Genomic DNA, 22,725 nt, shown 5'->3' with positions numbered 1-22,725 from the left:
CATCTCCTAGCGAGATAGTTATTGTTCTTGGAAGAGTTCGCCTTTGAAGGCTTTTTGGAGTAGGGAATTGTATAGATTCTCCATTTCTTTATGAGCATTTAATAAAATTTTCTTCTTTTCCAATATAGCACGCTTTTTATGTCCAAACTCATCTTGTAATTCTTTAGGTGGTAGATAAATTGGAATAGTTTTTAATTCTTGTGCATTGATATTAGCCATACCAACAATACTTTTTGCTTTATTTAATAAAATGCTTTTACCATACTTAGAATTTAAGTAATTTGAAACAAATTCAGGGTTTGCTCTTTCATTAACCCTTAATCGAATAAGATATCCTGCGTAAGCATAAGTTTCTTCTTCATTAAAAACTGCCGTTTTCCCTACCAGTTCTTTACTATTTGTTCTGTTAAATAAAATATCTCCTGGTCTAACTGTATACTTCTCTAGCTCTCCTTCACTTAAATCAATAAATTTCAAACTAGTAAAATCCCAATTTCCACTATAATCAATATTATTCATCCTTAAAATCGGATATTTACCTTCACTTTCACTTGCTTTTTGGCTTGAACCATATTGAGTACTTTCTGTTAAATCATTAATTGTACCTATTTCCCAATTCAAATCGTTTGCTCTTGGATCTCCAAACATCTCTAAAAACAAACTTTGTGTTAATTCATCTAATGCTGTTATTTGGGATTCGCGTTTTTGTATTATATCTTTTACTTTTTGTAACAAGGAAACTATTTCAATTTGTTTTGTATATGAAGGTAATGGAATTTGGATCATTTCTAAAGCACTCTTAGTTAACTTACCTCTTGTTGTCCCAGTAATAAATTTATTTAAATCAATAAAATTTAAATATATAGATAAGTATTCGAGACTCACTTTGTCTTTAGCTGTCAAAACATGAGCATGGTTATTAACCCAACAAGGTTCGTTCATAATATAAGTGCACTTTTGATTATATCCCCATTCCCCTCCATCTTCTGCGATACAAAGAATTTTTTCATCAAAAATAAATTCATCTACATATTCTAATACACCATTAGCTCCACAATATGGATAGGTTTTATATTTTCGAATTAACTCCCTTTCTTGAGCATTTAATGGTTTTCTCAAATTATCTAAGTTATTCGTAATATCCGACAAATATTCCATCTTAAACATTTAAATCACGTTCCTTCAATAGATCCATTAAATTTCCTAGCTCTTTTTGAATTTCATCTTCTAAATTATAAATGTTCTTTAGAAGTACAATTGGACTTTCATATTTAACTTCCTCATACTCAACCTCTTTATATTTATTAATCGACAAATCATACCCTTGCTCACGAATCTCATCCACTGGCACAAAGAATGATTGCTCTGTATGTTTCCGCTCTGCTTCGCCTTGTAAGTTACTGAAACGTGCAATAACATCTTCAATATCATTCGCTTCAATTGGAACGCGTTTATCATCTAATGAATACCCATCAGCCTTCATATCATAGAACCATACGTGATCCGTTCCACCTGTACCTGTTTTCGTGAAAATCATAATCCCTGTTGAAACTCCTGCGTACGGCTTAAATACGCCACTTGGCATTGAAATGATCGCTTCTAATTTATTGTTATCAATAATTTCTTTACGAATAGCCTTATGCGCATTGGAGCTACCGAACAATACACCATCCGGTACGATCACAGCAGCACGTCCACCAGCCTTTAACACTCGTAAAATTAGTGATAAGAATAGTAGCTCTGTTTTCTTCGTTTTCGCTACTTTTAATAAGTCATTCGATACCGCATCATAGTCTAAAGATCCTTTAAATGGTGGATTCGCTAGTACTAATGTGTACTTCTCCTCATCTTTATTTTCCTCAGATAGTGAATCACGATAATCAATATTTGGAGCGTCTACCCCGTGCAACATCATGTTCATAGCCCCAATACGTAACATCGTTGTATCCATATCGTTACCATAGAACATGTGGTTGTGGAAATGCTCATTTAACCCTTGTACTAAAAATAAGTCTTGATGGTTCTTTCGTAAATATTCACTTGCTGAAACAAGGAAACCCGCTGAACCCATTGCCGGATCAATAATGATATCTTCTGGTGACGGCTTCATGAGTTCTACCATCATATTGATGATATGACGTGGTGTACGGAATTGACCATTTGTACCCGCTTGTTGTAGCTTCGATAATAAGTACTCGTAAATGTCCCCTTTTGTATCACGCTCTTCCATCGGGATGCTGTCAAGTGCTGTTACTACTTTTTGTAATGTAGCAGGCTTATTAATTTGGAACATTGCATCTTTCATGTACTTTGAGAATGCAGATTCTTCTTTACCACCTAACGTTTTGATGAATGGGAAAATCGTACTCACCATTACTTCATACATCTCTTGGGCTGGTAAGTTCTTAAACTGTGTCCAACGCATCATTGGCCAGTGTTTCTTTTGCACTTCATTGAAGTCTGCTGGCATTTCCGAGAAAATCCCTTTATATTCAAGCCCTAAAAATTCCGCTTCGTTTTCTTTCTTAAGTTCGCCTTCATCTAGGCCTTTAATGAAGAGTAAGTATGTTAATTGCTCAATATTTGTTAAAGGGTTTGTATTTCCCTCTGTCCATAATGTTGTCCATATAATATCGATCTTGTTTTTGATCTCACCTGTAATCAAGTTGTAACCCCCATTATAGTAAGGTACCTATTGCGGACACCTTCTCTTACGATCTATTTTAAACTAAATGTGTGACCAGTGCCATTTGATCATAATCAATCATCTTGTACTATGTAAAAATCTGTTATAGTCCATTTTCAGCTTTAGTTCTTCTTGGAACAAGTCCTTGACGAATCCTTGTTGTTTCTACATCCAAATTACATTTCTTCACTCAATAATAATAAATAAAACCCGCTCACAGAGCGGGTTTTGAGAATGGAGGCGAGGGGAGTCGAACCCCTGTCCGAAGATAACGCCACATAAGCTTCTACGGGTGTAGTCACAGTTTTGATGTCACCTAAGCCGACGCCCCGTAACCGGCTTCGTCAAAGGTCAGCCTGATTGTCTTCTTCAGCACACCCCAGGCGGAGATGTGACAGCGTATCCCACTAAAGTTGAGCCCTCATCCCGGTACATGGGCGATACAGAGCGAGAGCACGCTCACAGGTTATTAAGCTGCGAAAGCGTAGTTGTTTTGTTGTTTGCCAGTTAATTGGCTTTAGCGTTGATGAAGCGGACGCGTCCCCACTACCCGCTACCCATGCTCGAACTATCCCCGTCGAATCCATAAACGCCCCCTCAATTAAGAAGGGCTCCTGGATTAATCCGTGAATACGGAGCAAAGGTGCTGCATGTCTTTTCCCTCCAAGGTGAAAAGCATGCTCTTTGAATCTCGGCATTCCTGCTGGCTACATTTATTATGTTACCACAGCAGTGAGCACCGCTCTAGTGCAGATTGCTGGAAAGCGATCCATTTGGCCGCCGCACCATGTGCAGGCTTATCCAATCTCACCAGTGCAAGAAACTCGTTTCATCATTATACCGCTTCCGAAAAAAGAAGTAAAGTTTGCCAGAGGCGCGGCACGCTTAACCTGTTAACGAGCCACCTTCTGCTTCTCGCGCAATGCCCGTTGAATATCGCGTTGAGCATCCCGTTTCGCAGCCGATTCGCGTTTGTCGTATTGCTTCTTCCCTTTACCCAATCCAAGCAGCAGCTTCGCATAGCCGTTACGGATGTAAATCTTCAAAGGCACGATGCTGTATCCTTCCTGTTTGGACAAACCGAGCAGCTTATGAATCTGCGATTTGTGCAGCAGCAGCTTGCGCGTGCGTGTCGGATCGGACGGGTTATGCCGATTGCCTTGTTCAAATGGGCTGATGTGCATGTTATGAATGTGGATTTCGCCGTTACGGATTGTGGCAAATGCATCGCTAATGTTGGAACGTCCGTTGCGAATAGATTTGATCTCCGTTCCGGTGAGCACCATGCCCGCTTCATACGTATCTTCAATGAAGTAGTCATGGGAAGCCTTCTTGTTCTGTGCAAGCACTTTGTTCTGTCCATCATTCTTGCCCATGTACTCACTCCTTCTTCATAAAAATACCCCGGTATCCAACCAGGATCAATGCGTCCAATTACGCCTAAAAAACCACGGGTCAGACCTTAATTTTAGCAAGTATGACGGTTAAAATCAAGAAAGAGGAGGCTTTCATCGCCTCCCCTTAACCTGATCCTTCACGATTGGACAGCCGTTTCTCTCTATCCAACAACAAGCTGTCAACAACCGCGTCGATCTCTAAGTCTTACCAAGCATTCTAAAGCATTACCGCCCACTTAAAGCAGAATCTGCCCGGCTCACTTATCACTTTTTATTTTTGCGTACAAACGCAGCCGTCCCGTTGTTCGCTGCCCCTTTGTTTTTCTTGCGCTTGCGCCGCGGCGCATCACCTTCCTGCACGCTTCCCGGCGTTGCCGCTTCACCGATGAAGATGCCGCTCGGCGACGTTTTCTTCTTGCGGCCGCCGCTTGCTTTGCCGTTCTTGCCGCCGGCTTTGCCGGATTTCTTGAAGCTGCGTTCGCTTGAACCGCTGCCACCTTCCGTCGTCAGCGAAGGTGAGCTGTATCCGCCTTTACCCGAACCAAAACTGAAACTTACCGCTCCGGCATTCGCGCTCCGGGCTGCTCCACCGTTCGTTTCCGCTGTAGAATGACGCTCTCCTCTCGGCTTACCGCCGCCTTTGCCGGAAACACCGCCAGCCTCTACGCCGCCACCCTTCCGGCCAGACTCTGCCGATTTGGAGCCGCCACGCCGTTTGCCGCCGTTTTTACCCGAGAAGTCGCCTTTGCCTCCTCGCGATCCGCCGGATCCAAAGGAACCTCCCTTGCCTCCGCCGCGTCCGCCTTTGCCGCCAGCGCCACGTCCGCCAAAGGAGCTGTCACGTTCGCGCCGTGGTTTCATGTCCACCATCTCGAAGTCGATCGTATACTCATCCATGTTGACGCGCGCAACGCGGATTTTAGCTTCATCCCCGATGCGGAATACCTTGGAAGTGCGCTCTCCGATCAAGGCCATATGCTGGTCGTCAAAATGGTAATAATCGTCCGTCAGGGCACTGAGGCGAATGAGACCTTCCACTGTGTTTTCCAGTTCAATGAACATGCCAAAGCTGGTTACGCTGCTGATGATGCCGTCGAATTCCTCGCCGACTTTGTCGAGCATGTATTCGGCTTTCTTCATTTTCTCCGTATCCCGCTCGGCCTCGACCGCTACGCGTTCGCGTTCGGATGACTGTTGGGCAATGTCCGGCATGCGTGCAGCCAGATGCTCTTGACGGTTTTCCGGCAGCATCCCCCCGTTTTCGATGACCTCGCGAATGACCCGGTGAATGACCAGATCGGGATAACGCCGAATCGGAGACGTGAAATGGCTGTAGTATTCGGCCGCGAGACCGAAATGTCCCGACATTTCCGCATCGTACTTCGCCTGTTTCATTGAACGAAGCATCATCGTGCTGATGACCGTTTGCTCCTTCGTGCCCTGGATGTCCTCGAGCAGCGACTGGAGCGCGCGAGGATGAATCGAATTGCCGCGGCCTTTGACATGATGTCCGAAATTGGCCGCAAAAGCCAGAAAGTTCTGCAGCTTCTCCTGATCCGGATCTTCGTGCACGCGATAGATAAACGGTACCTTCAGCCAGTGGAAATGCTCTGCCACCGTTTCATTGGCAGCCAGCATGAATTCCTCGATGATTTGCTCGGCAATGGAGCGTTCGCGTTTCACGATATCAACCGGCTTGCCCTCTTCGTTGACGATGATTTTGGATTCCTCAAAGTCGAAATCCACCGCGCCGCGTTTCATGCGCATTCCGCGCAGCTTCAGTGCGAGTTCCTTCATCAAATGAAAATCGTCCACCAAATCCTTGTAGCGTTCAAGCAGCTCGGGATCTTCCCCCTCCAGGATTTTGCGCACGTTCTTATATGTCATGCGTTCCTTCGTCTTGATGACGCTCGTGAATATGTCATGCTTCACAACCTTCATCTGGTCGTTGAATTCCATTTCGCACGAAAGCGTCAAGCGATCTACCTGCGGGTTCAAGCTGCAAATCCCGTTGGACAGGCGATGCGGCAGCATCGGAATGACCCGGTCCACCAAATACACGCTGCATCCGCGGTTGTAGGCTTCCTGATCCAGCTTGGAATTTTCGCGCACGTAATATCCGACATCGGCGATATGAACACCTAAGCGGTAATTGCCGTTAGGAAGTCTTTCCACGTTGACTGCATCATCCAAATCTTTGGCATCCTCGCCGTCGATCGTCACGATGTTGAGACCACGCAAATCGCGGCGTCCCTGCTGCAAAATCTCTTCGTCCGTAATGGTTTCCGGCGCGTTCTCCGCTTCCTCCATCACTTCGTCTGGAAAAGCCTCCGGCAGCTGATGTTTGCGAATGACCGACAAAATGTCGATGCCCGGATCGTCTTTATGGCCAAGAACTTCGATAATCTCGCCCTCTGCCGCAGCACGGCCTTCCGGGTAGCTTACAATTTTGGCGACAACCTTCTGCCCATCAACGGCTCCGCCGAAATTGGTGCGGGGAATGAAAATGTCGCGATTGATTCTTTTATCATCCGGAATAACAAATCCATATACTTCTTGGCTTTGGAACACGCCAACCACCTGTGTAATCGCACGTGTCACGATCCGGATGATCTCGCCCTCCAAACGTCCCCCAGCCGGTCCCTGAGACGTTACTTTGACCAATACGATATCTCCGTTCATTGCACTTTTCATATCGTTGGCATGAATGTATACATCCGGGTGATCTTTATCTTCCGGAATCAGGAACGCAAACCCTTTGGCATGGGCCTGCAGACGTCCCCGCACCAAATTCATGCGTTCCGGCACGCCATATCGGTTACTGCGCGTAAGCAAAATTTGCCCGGAATCCTCCAGCTTGTTCAGCATAACCAGAAAATCCTTGAAATCAGCCGCGTCCTCGATCTGAAAGTGCTGTTCCAGCTCCTGATAAGTCATCGGTTTATAAGCGGTTTCCCGCATGAAGTCGAGCAGTTGTTGTTCAGTAATCATTAATTTTCACCTCGGGAAACATAAGAGTGTAATCTGTTTTGCTTTATTGTATGTATCGGAATCCTCGCGGATTTTATGCAATTCGAGCAGTTGTCCTCACTTATCACATACCCTAGTATACACGAATTTAATCCGGCCCATCCGTGCTCCGCAAAATTAACCCCGTCCTGCCGTTGTGCATTCAAAGCGGTTACATCCTGCATAGCTGACTGCAAACTATCATGGTCACCAAAATATTCACAAACGATGGTACATCAACGAAAAACCATGATCAACATAAATTCGGTCGATACATGTTAAGCGGGGAATACGATAAGAGCGTGCGGAGGGAAATAAAAGGAGCGCTCACCCAACACAGGGGATCGGATCTTTTGAAAAGTTCAGCATTAATAACACTAAACCACTGTATAGACGCAGGTTCAAGAAAAAAATTCCACTAACGATGGTTACAAAAAAACCTCCGTTCCTGTCGAAACGAAGGTTTTGTCATTCAATCGTCCATTGCCTAACTTACAGCAAGTCTACTTCTTATTTCAAAATAAACGTTACCGCAACAGCAAGAATCATGAATCCTGCACCAAATACAATCGTTGCACGTTGCAAGAAAAGATCGAGTCCGCGCGCTTTCGTTTTACCGAAAAGATGTTCCGCACCACCGGAGATGGCACCCGCCAGACCTGCGCTTTTCCCGTGCTGCAGCAATACAACAGTGATCAGACCGATCGAAAACACAACGAGCAGCAATTTCAAAGCTATATCCATTCTTTCCACCTCCTACTCCTGTGGGCATAACATCTCAACATAAAAACAGTTAGTTTAATTGTAGCATAGCTAATCGCGCGACACAAGTGGATAAGCCCAAGCGATCCTGCTGCTGAGCACTGTTCGGTGAACAAAAACAGGCAAGCCGGTGACCCGGCTTGCCCTGGAGTTGTCGCAAGACAACTTATTTTTTGAGGTTGTAGAAACCTTTGAGACCATTGTATTGAGCCAATTCGCCCAGTTGGTCTTCGATGCGGAGCAATTGGTTGTACTTCGCGATACGGTCTGTACGGGAAGGTGCACCTGTTTTGATTTGTCCAGCGTTAGTAGCAACCGCGATGTCAGCGATTGTGCTATCTTCGGACTCACCGGAACGGTGGGAGATAACCGCTGTGTATCCTGCACGTTTAGCCATTTCGATCGCATCGAACGTTTCAGTCAATGTACCGATTTGGTTCACTTTGATCAGGATGGAGTTACCGATTCCTTTTTCGATACCTTGAGCCAGACGCTCAGTGTTCGTTACGAACAAGTCGTCACCAACGAGTTGTACTTTGTCACCCAATTTCTCAGTGAGCAATTTCCAACCTTCCCAGTCGTCTTCGGACATACCGTCTTCGATCGTGATGATTGGGTATTTATCAACCCAAGAAGCCAGAAGGTCAACATACTCAGCGGAAGTGTAGGATTTGCCTTCGCCAGCCAATGTGTATTTACCATCTTTGTAGAACTCAGTGGAAGCTACGTCCATACCCAGGAATACGTCAACGCCTGGTTTGTAACCTGCTTTTTCAATAGCTTCGATGATTGTCGTGATTGCTTCTTCGTTGGACTTCAGGTTCGGTGCGAAGCCGCCTTCGTCACCTACAGCTGTGTTCAGGCCTTTGGAGCTCAGTACGGATTTCAGGTTGTGGAAGATTTCTGCGCCTACGCGAAGAGCTTCTTTGAAGCTTGGTGCTCCAACAGGAAGAACCATGAACTCTTGAACGTCGATGTTGTTGTCAGCATGCTCACCACCGTTGATGATGTTCATCATTGGTACTGGAAGTGCTTTAGCGTTGAATCCGCCCAGGTATACGTACAATGGCAGGTCCAGAGCATCGGCAGCCGCGCGAGCTACAGCCATGGATACAGCCAGGATTGCGTTAGCACCCAATTTTCCTTTGTTTGGCGTACCATCCAAAGTGATCATCAATTTGTCGATACCCAGTTGATCCAGAGCGTCCATGCCGATTACTTCTGGAGCAATGATTTCGTTTACGTTCTTAACAGCTTGCAGAACGCCTTTACCCATGTAACGGGATTTGTCGCCATCGCGAAGCTCAACAGCTTCGTGGGCACCAGTGGAAGCACCGGATGGAACGATAGCGCGTCCGATTGCGCCGGACTCCAGATATACTTCAACCTCAACAGTAGGGTTACCGCGGGAATCGAGGACCTCGCGAGCGTACACGTCAGAAATGATAGTCATGAGTGATAATCTCCTTTGTAGTTGGAATTTTTATTTGGGACCCACTTACGTTTGCACTGATTCACTACGTCCGCAGAATCGCCTTCCGATCGCTAATTATCCCCTGATTTCTTTGAACTTATTTTCATAAGTTGAAATCATGTGATAAAGGCGACCGCTTCGCTTCTCCAGGCTATTTCTGCTTCCTCCGTTCATTGTGCAAACTTCACACGTCTCATAGAAAAATTACTTGCGGGCAGCGATGACGGATGTTCCCGTCATTTCTTCCGGTTTTGGCAGCTGCATCAGGTCGAGAATCGTTGGCGCGATATCCGCCAAAATTCCGCCTTCGCGCAGCGTTACGTTTTCGTCCGTTACGATGAACGGAACCGGATTGGTTGTATGTGCAGTGAACGGACGTCCCTGCTCGTCAAATACCATATCCGCGTTACCATGGTCAGCCGTGATCAGCACAACGCCGCCTTTGGCAAGAACAGCTTCAACGACGCGGCCCATGCATTCATCTGTCGCTTCAACCGCCTTGATGGTAGGCTCCAGCAAACCGGAGTGTCCGACCATGTCAGGGTTGGCAAAGTTCAGGATGATCGCATCGTGTTTATCCGATTCAATCTCACGCACCGCTGCGTCAGCCACTTCATAAGCGCTCATCTCCGGCTTCAGGTCGTATGTTGCGACCTTCGGCGAGTTGATCAGCACGCGAGTTTCGCCTGGAAGCTCCACATCGCGGCCGCCGCTGAAGAAGAACGTTACGTGAGGATATTTTTCGGTTTCTGCAATGCGCAGCTGTTTTTTGCCTTGCTGTACGAGAACTTCGCCCAGCGTGTTGTCCAAGTTTTTCGGCTCGTAAGCCACAAAACCATCCACTGTCTCGCTGAACAATGTCAAGCACACAAAGTGCAGGCCTTCAGGGAATTTCGGTCCACGATCGAAACCGCGGAAATCCTTGTTGGTGAATACCTGCGACAACTGGATCGCGCGGTCAGGACGGAAGTTGAGGAATACGACGGAGTCGCCGCTTTCCACGAGACCTACCGGTTGACCGTCCGCTTTGACGATGACCGTTGGTTCAACGAATTCGTCGAACACGGATTTTTCGTACGATTCTTCGACCGCTTTGAGCGGGTCAGTATACTGCGGACCTTCGCCATAAACGATGGCACGATAGGATTTCTCCACGCGCTCCCAACGTTTGTCGCGGTCCATCGCATAATAACGGCCTTGGACCGTTGCGATCTGTCCGATACCAACCTCTTCGATTTTGGCGATCAGTTTTTTCATGAAGTCTTTACCGCTATCCGGCATAACGTCGCGACCATCCATGAAAGCATGAATGTACACGTCATTCATTCCTTCTTTTTTGGCCAGGTCCAGCATGGCAAACAGGTGATCGATGTGGCTATGTACGCCGCCATCGGACAACAGGCCATACAGGTGCAGTTTTTTGCCGTTTTGCTTTGCTTCGCGCACTGCTTTGACGAGCGTTTCGTTTTCGAAAAACTCGCCTTCGCGAATGGACTTCGAAATCCGGGTCAAGTCTTGATATACGATGCGGCCTGCACCGATATTCAAATGGCCTACCTCGGAGTTACCCATTTGCCCTTCAGGCAAACCAACAGCTTCGCCGCAAGCGGTAAGCGTGGTGTGAGGGTATTTGCTCATGTATTTGTCATAGTTCGGTTTGTTAGCTTGTGCCACGGCATTACCTTCCACCGTGTTACGGAGTCCGAAACCGTCCATGATGATCAATGCTACCGGTTTTGGTGCTGTCATCTTACTTCGCCCCCTCAACAAGCGCGATAAACGAAGCTGGCTGCAGGCTGGCACCGCCAACGAGCGCACCATCGATGTCGCTTTGTCCGAGGTATTCTGTTACGTTCTCAGGTTTAACGCTGCCGCCGTATTGAATGCGGACTGCATCAGCAACCGTCTCGTTGTACAGATCCTTCACGAGGCTGCGGATGTAAGCAATAACTTCATTCGCATCTTGGGAAGTGGAGGATTTGCCCGTACCGATCGCCCAGATTGGCTCATAAGCGATAACCACTTGAGCTGCTTGCTCAGCGGAAAGACCTGCAAAAGCAGCTTCGGTTTGCACTTTGCAAACGTCTTTCGTTTGATCCGCTTCGCGCTCTTCAAGCGTCTCACCAAGGCAGAAGATTGGAGTCAATCCGTGACGGAATGCTGCATGCATCTTTTTGTTAACAGTTTCATCAGTTTCCGCGAAATATTGACGACGCTCCGAGTGGCCGATGATCACATAGTCCACGCCGAGGTCTTTCAGCATAACGCCGCTGATTTCGCCTGTGAATGCGCCGTTGTCTTCGAAGTGAAGGTTTTGGGCACCGATTTTGATGTTTGTTCCTTTAACGGCTTCGACGAGGGCTGGCAGATTGGTAAAAGGCGCACAAATGACCGTTTCAACGCCATCAACCTCTGCTTTGCCTTTGACTTCCTGAATGAAGTCAGTAGACTCGGAAACCGTTTTGAACATTTTCCAGTTACCTGCGATAATTGGTGTTCTCATCTGTTTCAACTCCTTCATGCTATAGCTTAAAGCTTACTTGTCGTTTAATGCAACTACGCCTGGAAGCTGTTTGCCTTCCATGAATTCGAGGGAGGCACCGCCACCTGTGGAGATGTGGTCCATTTTGTCAGCCAGCTTGAATTTCTCAGCCGCTGCAGCAGAGTCTCCGCCACCGATTACAGTGTAAGCGTCTGTTGTTGCGCATGCTTCCGCTACCGCACGAGTACCGTGGGAGAATGGCTCGATTTCAAATACGCCCATTGGTCCGTTCCAAACAACGAGTTTGGAGTTTTTGATTACGTCAGCGTAAATCTCGCGCGTTTTAGGACCGATGTCGATTCCTTCCCAATCCGCAGGGATGTCGCCTACTTCAACGATCTTAGTGTTAGCATTTGCGCTGAAGTCATCGGAGATCACGATATCCACCGGCAGGTAGAAGTTTTTGCCCAGTTTTTTTGCTTTTTCGATGAAGCCCAGAGCAACGTCCAGTTTGGACTCGTCGAGCAGGGATTGACCCACTTCAAAGCCTTGTGCCTTCATGAATGTGTAGGACAGGCCGCCACCGATGATTACGTTGTCTGCGATGTTAAGCAGGTTGTCGATGACATCGATTTTGTCTTTTACTTTGGAACCGCCGATAATCGCCGTGAAAGGACGGTCAGGGTTGGACAATGCTTTACCCAAAACCTCCAGTTCTTTCTCCATCAGCAAGCCGGATACGGCTGGCAGCAGGTGAGCGATGCCTTCTGTGGAAGCGTGTGCTCTGTGCGCCGCGCCAAATGCATCGTTGACGAATACGTCAGCCAGCTCGGCAAACGCTTTTGCCAATTCCGGATCGTTTTTCTCTTCGCCAGCGTGGAAACGCACGTTTTCAAGCAGCAGAACGTCGCCGTTTTTCAGTTCGGCAACTTGCGCTTTTACAGCTTCACCGATCGAATCGTCAGCTTTGACTACCGGTTTGCCCAGCAGTTCGGACAAGCGCTCGGCAGCCGGAGTCAGACGCATGGACTCGACAACTTCGCCTTTTGGACGTCCCAGGTGGCTCGCCAAAATAACCTTTGCGCCTTTTTCGATCAAGTAGTTGATCGTAGGCAGGGTTTCGCGAATACGTTTGTCATCTGTAATTTTACCATCTTCGAGCGGCACATTGAAATCTACACGTACAAATACCTTTTTACCGTTCAATTCGATATCGCGTACACTTTTTTTGTTCATTGGTCGTTCCTCCGCACCCATGTATTTTGTGCATGATCATGGGGCCAGAATAGCCCTGTTCATGCCGGTGTTTTTGAGAAATTTGCAAAAGGTTGATAGATAAAGAGCGGAAACAACAATAGCTCTGTTTCCGCTCTATGATGATGCAGATATTACTTGATCATTTTTGCAAAGTGCTCCAATGTGCGAACCAATTGAGCTGTGTAGGACATTTCGTTGTCGTACCAAGCTACAGTTTTAACCAGTTGTTGGTCGCCCACAGTCAGAACTTTAGTTTGAGTTGCATCGAACAGGGAACCGAAAGTAATGCCCACGATGTCGGAAGATACGATTTCGTCTTCTGTGTATCCGAAAGTTTGCGGATCGGAAGCTTCTTTCATTGCTGCGTTAACTTCTTCAGCCGTTACTTTTTTCTCCAGAACCGTTACCAGCTCAGTCAGGGAACCTGTTGGTGTTGGTACGCGTTGAGCTGCACCATCCAATTTGCCTTGCAGTTCAGGGATAACCAGACCGATTGCTTTAGCAGCACCAGTTGTGTTAGGAATGATGTTTTCAGCCGCTGCGCGAGCACGACGGAAGTCACCTTTAGGGTGCGGAGCATCCAGCGTGTTTTGGTCGCCAGTGTAAGCGTGGATTGTAGTCATCAAACCTTGAACGATTCCGAATTTGTCTTGCAGTGTTTTTGCCATAGGAGCCAGGCAGTTTGTTGTGCAAGATGCGCCGGAGATTACAGTTTCAGTACCGTCGAGGATGTCATGGTTTACGTTGTAAACGATGGTTTTCATGTCGCCAGTAGCTGGTGCGGAGATAACCACTTTTTTAGCGCCGCCTTTAAGGTGTTTCTCAGCAGCTTCTTTTGTTGTGAAGAAACCAGTACATTCCAGAACGATGTCTACGCCCAGGTCGCCCCAAGGCAGTTCTTCTGGGTTACGGTTAGCGATAACTTTAACTTCTTTGCCGTTCACTTTGAAGAAACCGTCGTGTACTTCAACTTCGCCGTCGAAACGACCTTGAGTTGTATCATATTTAAGCAAATGCGCGAGCATTTTAGCGTCAGTCAAGTCGTTGATTGCTACAACTTCGATGCCTTCTACATTTTGAATGCGGCGGAATGCCAAACGACCGATACGTCCAAAACCGTTAATACCTACTTTAATCATGAGTAAGTTCCTCCCAAGTTTTGATTAGTTTTGTATGAAGCTTTATATATTCAAGACAGACGGTGAGGTCCGTCAAGACAACTGAATTACGATACGACTAGGAAAAGCAATCAGTCCAACTCGGCGACGATGACTTTCGCCGCGGCCTCGTCGATGATCAGAATATCTTCCTGGCCGAACCGGAGCACCGAATGAATGGCAGCTGCCTTGCTGGCGCCGCCCGCAATGCCGATGACCACGTCCGTCCTTTCGATATCCTGCAGCCGCATGCCCAGAGTGAGCATGGTATGTACCACTTCACCCTGATCGTTGAAGTAATAACCGTAAGATTCGGATACTGCCCCTTGCTCCTTGAGCTCTTCCAAGATCTCCGGTGCAAGCTTGCGCCTCCGCGCCATCTCCACGGCATCGCCGATTCCGTGAATGACTATCCGCGATTTGCGGATCAGCTGCAGAATCTCTTGCACGCTCGGGTCCTGAATCAGCGATTCATAGGCGTGATCACTTAGCAAATCCGGTACATGCAGGAGTTTGTATTGCGCTCCCGCCCGCTTTGCCATCGTGGATGCAATCGTATTGGCCTGAATTTCAAGGCTTTCTCCCAGCCCGCCCCGCGCAGGCACGAACCAGACGCCTTTGAGTGAGGTCGGCAGCGTCAATTGCTCCGCAACTTCGGCCGTCGTTGAGCCGCCCGTGACAGCTACAACATCATTATCGTTCATAACACTGCTCAGCGCTTTCGCTCCGGCCTTGCCCAATTCCCGCTTGGCCAGCGGTGAGGCATCCGAATCGCCGGGAACGACGACTACCTTTTGCAGACCGTAGGCTTGCATGATGCGTTCTTCCAGTTCGGACAATCCGAACAGCTCTTTGGCTACCGGCTCCAATTGCTGCAGCAACTCAAGCCCCGCCTCGCTGATCTTCATCCCCGCGCTGTCGATTTCAATTAGTCCCTGAGCCTTCAACAGATCGGTCTCAGCTCTCAGAACCCGCTCGGTCATCTGCATGGAATTGGCTAACGTTCTTCGTCCGATCACATCCGATAACATGATCTGGTGGAGAATCGTATACCTCTTCTTCAAGACATCCATGAGATCAGGCAGAAGCTGCTTTTGCACTTCTAAAATCTTTCGCATGCTTTCCACTCCCGCAAGCTTCTCGTTCCAAGCTCATATCATGGCCCTAAAATGTCCCGGGTTAACTTTTTAAGTCCCACGTATATTCTACCTAAAACTGACGCGACATGCAAGTGTTTCAAAGGCCCATTTCATCCCGTTTCAGGGCATTTTCACGCGCAATTTTTCACAATCCTGCCACGGCAACTTGTAGTCCGCATTCGGCATACTATATATAGAAGATCGGCTGCTTTCCCATCTATATATCGCCCCTGCAAACCAGGAGACCGCACATCAACAAACCTCTTATAGCATGTACCGAAAGCAGTTCTTTATCCGCATATTTTCAGCATGATCATTTTCGGCACATTCCAAACGATTTCTTTCGAATCATCTGCTTGCAATTGATTGGGTCATGAGCTATAATCATTATTGCTGTCACATATTTGATTGATTGTGCGCCCGTGGTCCAATGGATATGACGTAGGCCTCCGAAGCCTGAGATCCAAGTTCGATTCTTGGCGGGCGCGCCATTTTTACTTTGCTTTCATAAGTTGTTTAACCAGTGAAACCGGAGAGGTTTCTTTTTTTTCAAAGTTAGTTTGACTTTCTTTGACTTTTTGATTGAAATTGTTTATGATGTGGTTAATACGGTAACAGTTTAAATATAACCACCAAATTTAACATCACATTTCCGAGGAGGTTTTTCACGTGAGTTACATTCCTATGGTCGTTGAACAAAGCAATCGCGGCGAACGCGCTTATGACATTTATTCCAGATTGCTGAAGGATCGCATTATCTTCCTTGGTAGCGACGTCAATGACGTTGTCGCAAACTCTATCATTGCACAGATGCTGTTCCTGACTGCGGAAGATCCGGAGAAAGACATTCACTTATACATCAACAGCCCTGGCGGATCCATTACAGCCGGTATGGCGATCTATGACACGATGCAGTTTATTAAACCAGATGTATCGACCATCTGTGTGGGTATGGCGGCATCCATGGGCGCGTTCCTGCTCAACGCTGGCGCCAAAGGCAAACGTTTCGCGCTGCCGAACAGCGAAATCATGATCCACCAACCGCTGGGCGGAGCACAAGGCCAAGCCTCCGACATCGAGATTCGCGCACGCCGCATCCTGAAAATGCGCGATACCTTGAACCGCATCATTGCCGAGCGCACAGGCCAACCGCTGGAGCGCATCGAGAAAGACACCGACCGCGACTACTTCATGACTGCTGCCGAAGCTGCAGAATACGGTATCGTAGATAAAGTTATCGAAAACGTAGGTGCACAAGGCGTATAAGCCGCAGTGCCACATCTATAATCGTTAAAGATCGACTTGTCGCATTTTGCTGACAGACGATCCAACAAAAGGGCGCCCCGCACGTGAACAACGTGACGGAGACGCCCTTTTCGCATAGTTGATGCGTTTTTACAAAGGTGATATCTTACGAACCTCACACACGTTATTCGCCGATATTTCGCCCTTACAGAACTTTAATGAACCTGAGGCACGTTATTCACCCAGTAAATCACCTTTAAAGTACAATTTCACCCCAATAGTGATCCTGATGTTCATTAGAATTTTAATCAGCTGTTTTTGGAACCGATAAGGTGTATGAAGTTCCTCAAAAAGAGAGCACTGGCCACCAAACATCACTGTTCGGCAACCAATGCCCTTCTCCTTATCTCACATTCGATTCAACTCACTCACGCATGACCGAATCGCATCATACGATCTGCCTACTTATTTATCCGCACTTACATTGCTGAATGGCTCGCTGCCCTTCGGCAGGATTTCTTTGTACGTAAACGGGAATTCCGGGAATCCTTGCGCATACGCCGTGTACTCATACAGTTGGAAGAAGACCACGATGCCCGTAGGCGTTACATAGAAATCCTGATCCTTGTTCAATCCTTTGTAGCCATCGAGGTAACCACCCAGCGCTTCCAGTTGTTCTCCTACCTTTTTGCCAATCGTCTGACGCATGGAAGCATTGTTTTGCAGCACGTCATCGAGGCTCAATGCCTTGCCCGTGTCTAACGCAAACGTATGACCGGTGCGAGTCGTCATGCCATGTGCGCCCGCATAATCTTCATAACGTTCGGTAATCAGCCCAAGCACGCCGTTTTCATTATAAGTAACCACATACGAGCTTTGGAAGCCGTATGGGCGGTTGGCTTCAGGCGCCCCGATTTCTTTAATCTGATTTTTGAAGCTTGCCACAAACGCGTCGGATTCGTCCTTCAGCACTTTGTTGATCGCCTTTTCGGCGTTCGCATTGGCCAGCCCGCTCACCTGAGGGTACTTAATATCCACCGTGGCGTTTTTCAACGTTACTTTCGTTGTTGCCGATTTAACAACGATGTTGTTTTGCTTCACTTTGCTCAGGGTCAGTGTTTTGGTTTTGACATCCCAATCGCCCTGTACGCCCAAATAATCTCTCATGGCAGAGAACGGAATGTACAAACGACCTTGAATCAGCTTCGCTTCCACCGGCGTATAGTAGTCATTGACATAAACGATGTTCTCGCCATCCGATTTAACGATTCTCATTGTATTATTAGCTGCCGAGAGGGCATACTCTTTCTTCTTTGCATCATATTTAAGCGTGCCGCCCGCTACATCCTTCACGGCTGTAAGGGATACCCACGTCGAACCGTTTTGCAGAAGCCCTTTTTGCGAGAGTGTTTTTCCGCCGGATTTCAACGTTACTTCAGCAGGAGCTGATACCTTCGAGGTCACCGATGCCGCCTGAACGGAATGGTCCAGCCATACCGAGCTGCCTCCCAACATTACGCCTGCCGCCAACAACGCACTTGTCCATTTTTTCAAAGATGTCATATATAAAAACTCCTCTCCCATGATCCCATCGAGTTATATTGCGTATGTAATGATGAACCGTATATCTCATACGCTCACCTCTTCATTATAATTAACCCTATTCAGGAAAGGTTTACATCCCCAGTTACAATATTGTTCGATCCGGACGCCGTTCATGAATATTTTGTCACGAACAAACGCACAAAAACGATACCAATGGACCGGATTACTTTCCACAACGTCCAGCAGCTTCTCACAACTATCCCTTCTAGGATAACCCTCACTGTTATTTTTCGAAGGATAACGGTCCGACCACCTCCGAACAACATAAATGGACCATAACTTCCGGAATTCTGCTTCCGAAGCGATGGTCCATAAAATGGCCTACCTAGTGTGAAATTCCTATTTCATTTCATACGTAATGCTCAGTGTCGTATTCACTTTTACCAGACCTGTTTCAACAGCCGTGCCTGCTGCACCATCCGCGCTTGATTTGGAAAAGGAGCTTTCCGTCGCATACAATACTGGAGCTACCGCATCGCCTTGCGTTACGGACAATACCGAGCCCAGTTGGCGTTTGACTGCTTTTGCGATCGCCGCAGCTTTTACGTCGGCATTGGCCACAGCTTTTTCAATGACTTGAGCTTCGTATTTCTCCGGGCTCTCTACCGTGAAACGGATGTTGTCGATGCTGTTCGCGCCTGCTTGGGAAGCATCATCCAGCAGTTCACCCACCTTGTCCAGTTCACGATACGTTACGGAGAGCGTGTGGTATGCCGTATATCCTTTAACTTTTTGCCCGTCTTTCTCCGAATACGTGTAGTTTGGTTGTACATAGAATTGATCGGTTTGAATGTCGTCCGCACTGATTTTCCACGTGTTTTTCAACAGGTTGATCACTTTGTTGATTTTGGCAGCCGTCGCTTTCTGCGCCGATGCAGCCGTCTCTGCCGTGCTGCTCACGCCGATCGACAAATACGCCACGTCAGGTTTCACCTGAATTTCGCCTTTACCCACAACGTTAATGGTGTTTTGCTGTATTCCTTGTACCTCGGCTGCGTAAGCATAACTTCCAGGCGCTACCCAAGCCGTTCCTCCTACCATCAACGTCCCTGCCACCATTACCGCAGCCAGCGGTTTCAACCACGTTTTACCCATCACAATAGCCTCCTCGAAGTATACTATTTCATTTCAGAATCGGTTTGATACTTCTACAGACGAAGCGACTGCCAAAATGTTGCAGGACAATCCCCTTAAACGCAAAAAAAAGCCCCTTTCGGGGCTTCTTCCTACGTTCAGGCTATCTTATTGGTTCTCAAGCTCTTCCTTGCTTACCAGGCTAACTAAAGCGTTTACAGCCTGTTCGGCGTCCGCGCCTTCGGCACTAATTTGGATTTCCGTACCAGTGCTGATCGCAAGGCTCATGATCCCCATAATGCTTTTCGCGTTAACTTTCTTGTCTTCTTTCTCAACAAACACTTCAGAAGAATACTTATTCGCTTCTTGAACGAACAATGCAGCAGGTCTGGCATGGAGACCCGTTTTCAAACGGACTACTACCGGGTGCTTTGTCATATAAACTTACCCCCCTATAGGAAATCTGGACATTAAATACACAATTATATTTATAGCAATTATACCATTAACCCGTGAAGGAAACTACAAAAAAAACATTGGACAATCCCAAAAGATTCCGCAGCTTCCCTCCACGCGTTAACCATGGCGTTCACTTCGTACTTTCTCAGCCAGTTCATCGATCTTGCGCAGCCGGTGATTCACTCCGGATTTGCTTACCGTTCCTTTGAGCAGCTCGCCCACTTCCTTCAGGTTGATGTCGGGATGCGCAAGCCTAACTTCAGCCACCTCCCGAAGTTTCTCGGGCAGCGCTTCAAGGCCGATCTCCTTCTGCAGCAGCTTGATGTTATCGATTTGCCTTACCGCGGCGCCGATCGTTTTGTTCAGGTTGGCCGTTTCGCAATTGACGATCCGGTTTACGGAGTTGCGCATATCGCGCATGATGCGTACGTCCTCGAACTTGAACAACGCCTGATGCGCCCCGATGATGCTGAGCAGTTCAATGATTTTCTCGCCTTCCTTGATGTATAGGATGAATCCTTTTTTCCTTTCTATACACCGGGCGTTCAGATGAAACTCATTCGCCAAATCCACCAAGGCCTGGCAGTGCTCTTCGTACATGGATGCAATCTCCAAGTGATAGGAGGAGCCTTCCGGATTGTTGACCGATCCCCCGGCCAAGAATGCTCCGCGAAGGTATGCGCGTTTACAGCAATTTTTTTTCAGCAATTCCCGATTAATGCCTGGCGTGAACAGGAAACCTTCCGACACGATGTACAGTTCCTTCAAAATCTCCTGAACCATGGACGGAATCCGAACAATATACACATTGTTCTTTTTCAGCCTCATTTTTTTGCGAACGAGCAGTTCCGTATGCACCGGAAAGTGCTTTTTGAGCAAAGAGTATGCACGGCGCGCAATGGCGGCATTCTCCGTCGAAATATCCAATATGACTTTTCTATTCGATAGCTGCACCGCACCAAGCATACGGATAAGGGCTGAAAGTTCCGCCTTTTCGCAGCACGGCTCGCTTTCGATCAGCGTTAATTCTTTTTTGGTCTGTGCTGCAAACGACATGAGACTTCACCTCTTCCGTAACATCCAATTTTGTACCAGCTGGAAAATATGATGGCTGAGTTTCTCAGCATCGTGGCGCAGATAAGTCCGGAACAGAACCAGCGTATCCGCAACTACCTGATAGCCTGCGCTTTTCAGGACATTCATATCCAGAACGACCGGTTTTGATCCCTTTTCTGCATATCTATTCTGAACTTGCAGCGGAATATCACCATTATTTACGATGACATAGTCAAAAAGCTGGTGCCCGACATGATCATATACGGCTTTAAGGTGATCGCTCACCGTATAATCGTCGGTTTCCCCAGGCTGCGTCATCACATTGCATATAAACAATTTTACCGCATTGGCCTCAACGACCGCTTCGGCCAGTTTCGGGACAAGCAGATTAGGCAAAATGCTCGTATACAAACTCCCTGGTCCGATCAGAATGGCGTCGGCTTGACGGATGGCCTCGACGGCCTCTGGCAACGGCTCCACGTGATCCGGTTCAAGGAAAACACGTTTGATCCGTCCCCCGGCCTCGGGGATTTTCGATTCGCCCGTAATGATCGTACCATCTTCCATCTCGGCATGCAGCACAACGGCCTGCCCGGCAGCAGGAAGAACCTGCCCGCGAACGGCAAACACGCGGCTAAGTTCCCGCACTGCGGTTACGAAGTCGCCCGAAATATCCGTCATGGCAGCCAAAATCAGGTTGCCCAGGCTGTGGCCTGCAAGCCCCGAGCCTGTATTGAAACGATAGCTGAGCATATCCGAAAGCAATGGCTCCACATCGGCCAGCGCAGTGAGCACATTGCGAATGTCGCCCGGAGGCGGCATTTGCAGCTCATTGCGCAGGATGCCGGAGCTTCCGCCGTCATCGGCAACCGTGACGATGGCCGTGATGTCCATCGGTTTTTCCTTCAAGCCGCGCAGCATCACAGACAATCCCGTTCCGCCGCCCATGACGACAATTCTCGGACGTTCTCTTCGTGGTCCGGCCTCTTTCATCCCTTCACCCTCTTCAATGACGATCCCGATCAGCGTCGCGGTGACTCACCGTCACAGCCTCGGTTTCGCTGGTACCCAGCATTTTGCCCAAATATTCCGAGATCGCGACAGAACGGTGTTTCCCGCCCGTGCAGCCGATTCCGATTATGACTTGGCTCTTGCCTTCCTTTTTGTACTGCGGAATCAAAAAGTGCAGCATATCGAGCAATTTGGTCAGGAACGACTGCGTTTCGGGCCATTTCATGACGTATTCATACACTTCGCTGTTCTGACCCGTGTTTGGACGCAAATGATCAATGTAATGCGGATTTGGCAGGAAACGAACATCGAATACAAGGTCTGCGTCAATTGGAATGCCGTATTTGAATCCGAATGACGTGATGTTTACTGACAGCATATTGCTTTCCAGATGGGAAAAACGGGAAATGATCCGCTCTTTCAACTGAGCCGGTTTCAACGTGCTTGTATTCAGTACCTGTGTCGCCGAAGTTTTGAGTTCCTCCAGCATTTTTCGTTCAAGCCGTATGCCGTCCAGCGGCATGCCTTCAGGCGCAAGCGGGTGTCTGCGCCGGCTCTCTTTATAGCGCTGTACAAGCACGGAATCGGTCGCATCCAGGAACAGAATTTCGCAGTGGATCGTAAAATGATCCTTAATGTAACTTAAGGACTCGGACAGCGCCGTAAAGAACTCCCGTCCCCTCAGATCGATCACCAGCGCCACTTTGCCGATTTTGCCGTTCGATTGCTCGATCAGCTCCGCGAATTTCGGAATCAGCACGGGCGGCAGGTTGTCGACGCAGAAAAAGCCGAGATCCTCCAAACTTTGCACCGCAATGGTTTTACCCGCTCCGGACATGCCCGTAATGATAATGAGCGTGGCGCTTTTGCCCGATGAAACTTCACTCTCAAGCATAATGTTCCCCTCCTTAT

General features: G+C 47.8%; 18 protein-coding genes, 1 tRNA gene and 1 other RNA gene. 2 read left to right on the top strand and 18 right to left on the bottom strand.

Going from position 1 to position 22,725, the window contains the following annotated elements:
• Positions 1-18: 18 nt before the first annotated feature.
• From MKY59_RS00965 to MKY59_RS00910, 12 genes are all read right to left on the bottom strand, one after another.
• Positions 19-1,167, bottom strand: coding sequence for a restriction endonuclease subunit S (locus MKY59_RS00965; protein ID WP_339275536.1), 1,149 nt, complete (start codon positions 1,165-1,167; stop codon positions 19-21).
• Entirely contained in the window at positions 1,160-2,665 is a 1,506-nt protein-coding gene (locus MKY59_RS00960) for a class I SAM-dependent DNA methyltransferase (protein ID WP_339275534.1), read from the bottom strand. Before MKY59_RS00960 ends, MKY59_RS00965 begins: the two co-directional genes overlap by 8 nt.
• A gap of 253 nt (positions 2,666-2,918) precedes the next feature.
• Positions 2,919-3,283: a transfer-messenger RNA gene (ssrA, locus tag MKY59_RS00955) on the bottom strand.
• Between the two features lie 296 nt (positions 3,284-3,579).
• A complete protein-coding gene (smpB, locus tag MKY59_RS00950; RefSeq protein WP_236420370.1) occupies positions 3,580-4,062 on the bottom strand; it encodes an SsrA-binding protein SmpB in 483 nt (160 codons plus the stop codon).
• Between the two features lie 285 nt (positions 4,063-4,347).
• The gene (rnr, locus tag MKY59_RS00945) at positions 4,348-7,074 is read right to left on the bottom strand and encodes a ribonuclease R (protein WP_339275532.1); all 2,727 of its coding nucleotides are present in this window, start codon (positions 7,072-7,074) and stop codon (positions 4,348-4,350) included.
• A 528-nt stretch (positions 7,075-7,602) separates the two neighbouring features.
• The gene (gene secG / locus MKY59_RS00940) at positions 7,603-7,836 is read right to left on the bottom strand and encodes a preprotein translocase subunit SecG (protein ID WP_236420372.1); all 234 of its coding nucleotides are present in this window, start codon (positions 7,834-7,836) and stop codon (positions 7,603-7,605) included.
• Between the two features lie 184 nt (positions 7,837-8,020).
• Entirely contained in the window at positions 8,021-9,307 is a 1,287-nt protein-coding gene (eno, locus tag MKY59_RS00935) for a phosphopyruvate hydratase (protein ID WP_236420373.1), read from the bottom strand.
• Positions 9,308-9,532: 225 nt separating this feature from the next.
• Positions 9,533-11,077 (bottom strand): 2,3-bisphosphoglycerate-independent phosphoglycerate mutase, encoded by a 1,545-nt coding sequence (gene gpmI / locus MKY59_RS00930; RefSeq protein WP_236420374.1) that lies wholly within the window; start codon positions 11,075-11,077, stop codon positions 9,533-9,535.
• A 1-nt stretch (position 11,078) separates the two neighbouring features.
• Positions 11,079-11,831, bottom strand: coding sequence for a triose-phosphate isomerase (tpiA, locus tag MKY59_RS00925; protein ID WP_339275531.1), 753 nt, complete (start codon positions 11,829-11,831; stop codon positions 11,079-11,081).
• Between the two features lie 33 nt (positions 11,832-11,864).
• Positions 11,865-13,046, bottom strand: a complete 1,182-nt coding sequence (locus MKY59_RS00920; protein ID WP_236420376.1) for a phosphoglycerate kinase — start codon at positions 13,044-13,046, stop codon at positions 11,865-11,867.
• Between the two features lie 152 nt (positions 13,047-13,198).
• Positions 13,199-14,206 carry a type I glyceraldehyde-3-phosphate dehydrogenase gene (gap, locus tag MKY59_RS00915; protein ID WP_236420377.1) on the bottom strand — a complete coding sequence of 336 codons (1,008 nt, stop codon included), beginning with the start codon at positions 14,204-14,206 and terminating at the stop codon, positions 13,199-13,201.
• A 110-nt stretch (positions 14,207-14,316) separates the two neighbouring features.
• Complete coding sequence (locus MKY59_RS00910) at positions 14,317-15,342, bottom strand: sugar-binding domain-containing protein (RefSeq protein WP_236420378.1); 1,026 nt, start codon at positions 15,340-15,342, stop codon at positions 14,317-14,319.
• Positions 15,343-15,779: 437 nt separating this feature from the next.
• On the opposite strand from MKY59_RS00910, the gene MKY59_RS00905 reads away from it, so the two are divergent.
• Together MKY59_RS00905 and clpP are read left to right on the top strand one after the other, a co-directional pair.
• Positions 15,780-15,854: transfer RNA gene (locus MKY59_RS00905), tRNA-Arg, on the top strand.
• 178 nt (positions 15,855-16,032) lie between these two features.
• The gene (gene clpP, locus MKY59_RS00900) at positions 16,033-16,629 is read left to right on the top strand and encodes an ATP-dependent Clp endopeptidase proteolytic subunit ClpP (RefSeq protein WP_290371490.1); all 597 of its coding nucleotides are present in this window, start codon (positions 16,033-16,035) and stop codon (positions 16,627-16,629) included.
• A gap of 444 nt (positions 16,630-17,073) precedes the next feature.
• Here clpP and MKY59_RS00895 read toward each other — a convergent pair whose 3' ends face one another.
• From MKY59_RS00895 to rapZ, 6 genes are all read right to left on the bottom strand, one after another.
• A complete protein-coding gene (locus MKY59_RS00895) occupies positions 17,074-18,171 on the bottom strand; it encodes a DUF4163 domain-containing protein (protein ID WP_339275529.1) in 1,098 nt (365 codons plus the stop codon).
• A 381-nt stretch (positions 18,172-18,552) separates the two neighbouring features.
• Entirely contained in the window at positions 18,553-19,308 is a 756-nt protein-coding gene (locus tag MKY59_RS00890; protein ID WP_339275528.1) for an SIMPL domain-containing protein, read from the bottom strand.
• 147 nt (positions 19,309-19,455) lie between these two features.
• On the bottom strand, positions 19,456-19,725 hold the full coding sequence (locus MKY59_RS00885) for an HPr family phosphocarrier protein (protein ID WP_236420381.1): 270 nt from the start codon (positions 19,723-19,725) through the stop codon (positions 19,456-19,458).
• 138 nt (positions 19,726-19,863) lie between these two features.
• Positions 19,864-20,802 carry a DNA-binding protein WhiA gene (gene whiA, locus MKY59_RS00880; protein WP_236420382.1) on the bottom strand — a complete coding sequence of 313 codons (939 nt, stop codon included), beginning with the start codon at positions 20,800-20,802 and terminating at the stop codon, positions 19,864-19,866.
• 6 nt (positions 20,803-20,808) lie between these two features.
• A complete protein-coding gene (locus MKY59_RS00875) occupies positions 20,809-21,795 on the bottom strand; it encodes a YvcK family protein (RefSeq protein ID WP_236420383.1) in 987 nt (328 codons plus the stop codon).
• A 13-nt stretch (positions 21,796-21,808) separates the two neighbouring features.
• Positions 21,809-22,708, bottom strand: coding sequence for an RNase adapter RapZ (gene rapZ, locus MKY59_RS00870; protein WP_236420384.1), 900 nt, complete (start codon positions 22,706-22,708; stop codon positions 21,809-21,811).
• Between the last annotated feature and the right edge of the window lie 17 nt (positions 22,709-22,725).

This window comes from Paenibacillus sp. FSL W8-0426 (genome assembly GCF_037969725.1).
Lineage (GTDB): Bacteria > Bacillota > Bacilli > Paenibacillales > Paenibacillaceae > Paenibacillus > Paenibacillus hubeiensis.
Note: the sequence above shows the minus strand (reverse complement) of the source record. Positions and strands in the feature narration are given on the sequence as shown.